Origin of the sequence: Candidatus Thiodiazotropha endolucinida (assembly GCF_001715975.1) — a bacterium.
Lineage (GTDB): Bacteria > Pseudomonadota > Gammaproteobacteria > Chromatiales > Chromatiaceae > Thiodiazotropha > Thiodiazotropha endolucinida.
The window spans coordinates 1-2,925 of the sequence record NZ_MARB01000050.1; the positions used below are offsets into that span (position 1 = coordinate 1).

Annotated in this window: 2 protein-coding genes and 1 tRNA gene; 1 reads left to right on the top strand and 2 read right to left on the bottom strand. The window is 49.3% G+C overall.

What is annotated here, in order from left to right; translation table 11 throughout:
- Window positions 1-144 precede the first annotated feature (144 nt).
- Window positions 145-831 (top strand): recombinase zinc ribbon domain-containing protein, encoded by a 687-nt coding sequence (locus CODIS_RS20745; protein ID WP_268805727.1) that lies wholly within the window; start codon window positions 145-147, stop codon window positions 829-831.
- A 213-nt stretch (window positions 832-1,044) separates the two neighbouring features.
- Here CODIS_RS20745 and CODIS_RS20270 read toward each other — a convergent pair whose 3' ends face one another.
- A complete protein-coding gene (locus CODIS_RS20270) occupies window positions 1,045-2,067 on the bottom strand; it encodes a transposase (RefSeq protein ID WP_069128467.1) in 1,023 nt (340 codons plus the stop codon).
- 373 nt (window positions 2,068-2,440) lie between these two features.
- Window positions 2,441-2,517: transfer RNA gene (locus CODIS_RS20275), tRNA-Arg, on the bottom strand.
- Between the last annotated feature and the right edge of the window lie 408 nt (window positions 2,518-2,925).

The following is a 2,925-nucleotide window of genomic DNA, read 5'->3' on the forward strand; positions in this document are numbered from 1 at the left end:
GATCGATATGATCTGGGATTCGCTGTAGCGGGACTTCTTCATTGTAGATTCTCCTTTTCGTAATCATAATTGGAAAATTCTACTTTTGAACCCCGTTATTTTTCGGGGGGATTACCAAGAGAGCTACGGGACGAATCAGATTGGGTGTTAACTAAGGTCCCGCCTGTAATCACTAGAGAGATTTTTAATAAAGCACGTGAATTACGGTCTGAGCGTGCACCAGGAAAAGCTACTGAATATCGGAGCCAGTCATCTCGAACGCTGCTCACGGGTATCGCGAAATGCGGTATCTGTGGTAAAGGGCTTGTTTTAATGTCAGGAAAAGGTGGTAAATATGATTACTATCGCTGTTCCACACGACAATATCATAGTAATTATTTATGCACTGCACCAAATATACCACGGGAGGAGCTTGAAGCAGTTGTACTGAACACAGTCGCTGAGTTGGTTCTCACACCAGAGAGAATACAATTAATGCTAATACAGTTGCGCGAGGATATTAAGAAACTGCAGGCACCTGATCGTCAACGAGAAAAAACCATCCAAAGGCAATTATCACTTACAAAGGAACAAGTCGATGCGTGGTATGAGTTGATAGAACAGGGGAAGCTAGAGCTTCACCAAACGCTCAAAGACCGTCTAGCAGCCTCCCAACGTCGAATTGATGCCATGGCGCGTGAGCTCGCTGACATTGGACGACGTCGACAGATCCCACTTAAGAAATTTGGAGCACAACAGATACAGGATTTTGCCGCTGCTATGAGAGACGAAATCCTTATACCTGGTAGCAAGTACGCAAAGAACTACTTACACACAATCGTAAGCGCTTAAACATGGACAGTCACTATTTATTAACTATTTATTACCCTCATAATGAGGCTATTGAGGCGGATATAGGGGTACAACAACCGGTTATGAATAAAGCGGCCTGCCTTTTTCTAATGCGGGCACATAGAATTGGGTATCTATGACTGCTTAAGGCACAAGAGATCCTGCCAGTTTGTTTAAATCGGCATGAATGATGCGCTATTATTTTGAAATGAGTCAGGCTGTGATTGGTTTGTAAAGCTGCAACGAAAATCGACTCAAGCAAAACCATTTCCTACCTGAGGCTTGGCTGAATTTCCTGCTTGCTTCCCGCGTTCCGACTACCGTGTAGTGGTTCTTATCGTAGTTCTGCACACTATCGAGCCAGGCCTCTGACTCGATATTGAGTCGCTCCAGGATCGGTGCCAACGTTGCAGGTATCGCACCGGATTTATCCTCTCTGATCGCCCGACCTATCCAGTCGGTCAACTCCAGGTAGTCCGCCAGACTGAAACGCAAGCCCTGTACTTTGTCTTTATGCTCACCACCTGTAAACGGGAGCAGGCGCTTTGGCGCTGTTACTTGGTCTTCTGCTTTACTCTCTGTCTGCTCGAGTGTTTTTTGATAGTGTTTGATACGAGCCTGGATCGATGTGAAATCCGACGCTTCAGGCGTCTCGGCTATCCCGGCACGTATGGGGTTGAGATCGACATAGCTCATACAGGTTAATAGTGCTGGATCATCAAGCAGCGCTTGGCTTTTGTATCTGCCTTCCCAAAATCTTCCGCTGCATCCGTCTTCTTCATTCGCCTTTCTTGCAATTGATTCGTTAAGATTGCGCATGAACCAGCTGATATTGTAGAGCCTGTGACGCCATTTTTCGGTATCTTTTTCAACGACCTGCAGTTCTGCCTTTGATAAATTGAATTCACTCAGATATCGATCAACGATAGAACTGGGTTTGTAAAGTGTCGTCCATCTCTTGATCACTTCATCTCGGCTCCAGGCCATGGCCTGCTCTCGATCTACCTTTACGACGGTATGTGTGTGGTTATGCATCACAGCATAAGCGCAGAGAGAGATAGAGAATACATCGGTGAGTTGTTTGAGCTTTTCGACGACCCAATCTCGACGATGTTCATAGCTGCGCCCCGTTAACTGATCCATTCCACAAAGAAAGGCCCGACGAACGCAACGAGATACGCAGTGGTAATAGGGGGTTTCATCCAGACAGATCTGTCTTTTACGGGAAATCGTCATCGCCTTCTCCTTGGCTTAAGTACACTCCATGTGTGTAGGGACTTTATCTCATGATAGTGGTGTTTTCAAATGGTGACTGTCCCAGTTTAGGTTCTGTCCCAGTTTAGGTTCTGGTCGAACCGGCTCTTTGAAGTCGGAGGTTCGAATGACCTCGATTCTACTTTTGGTGCGATTAGCAATACAGGTGAGACTTGGAAAATGGCGCGCCCGGAAGGATGATTCGGGCCTGTGGCCCTCACCCCTGCGGGGCCGCCGCTGTGCGGCGTTCTGCGCGCCTGCGGCGCTGGTCGAACCGGCTCTTTGAAGTCGGAGGTTCGAATGACCTCGATTCTACTTTTGGTGCGATTAGCAATACAGGTGATACTTGAGAAAATGGCGCGCCCGGAAGGATTCGAACCTCCGACCCCCTAGTTCGTAGCCAGGTACTCTATCCAGCTGAGCTACGGGCGCTTTTTGTGGAACGCGAATTCTGAAGATTTCTTGTTCTTTTGTCAATGGCATATGGAGAATGGGAGATCCTGCGGCGCTGTGCGCCTGGTCGAACGAAGGGTTTGAATCAAAGCCTCACTATCCGCCAAATAAAAGGGGGCCGAGGGACTCCTTTGCATGGGTGCCGGCTGGTGGGAGGGATTGATTCGCCTGCGGCTCACCCCTTCGGGGCGCCTTCGCTACGCTGCGGCGTCCTGCGGCGCTGTGCGCCTGGTCGAACGAAGGATTCTAATCAAAGCCTCCCTATCCGCCAAATAAAAGGGGGCCGAGGGACTCCTAAGCTTGGGTGCCGGCTGGTGGGAGGGATTGATTCGCCTGCGGCTCACCCCTTCGGGGCGCCTTCGCTACGCTGCGGCGTCCTGCGGCGCT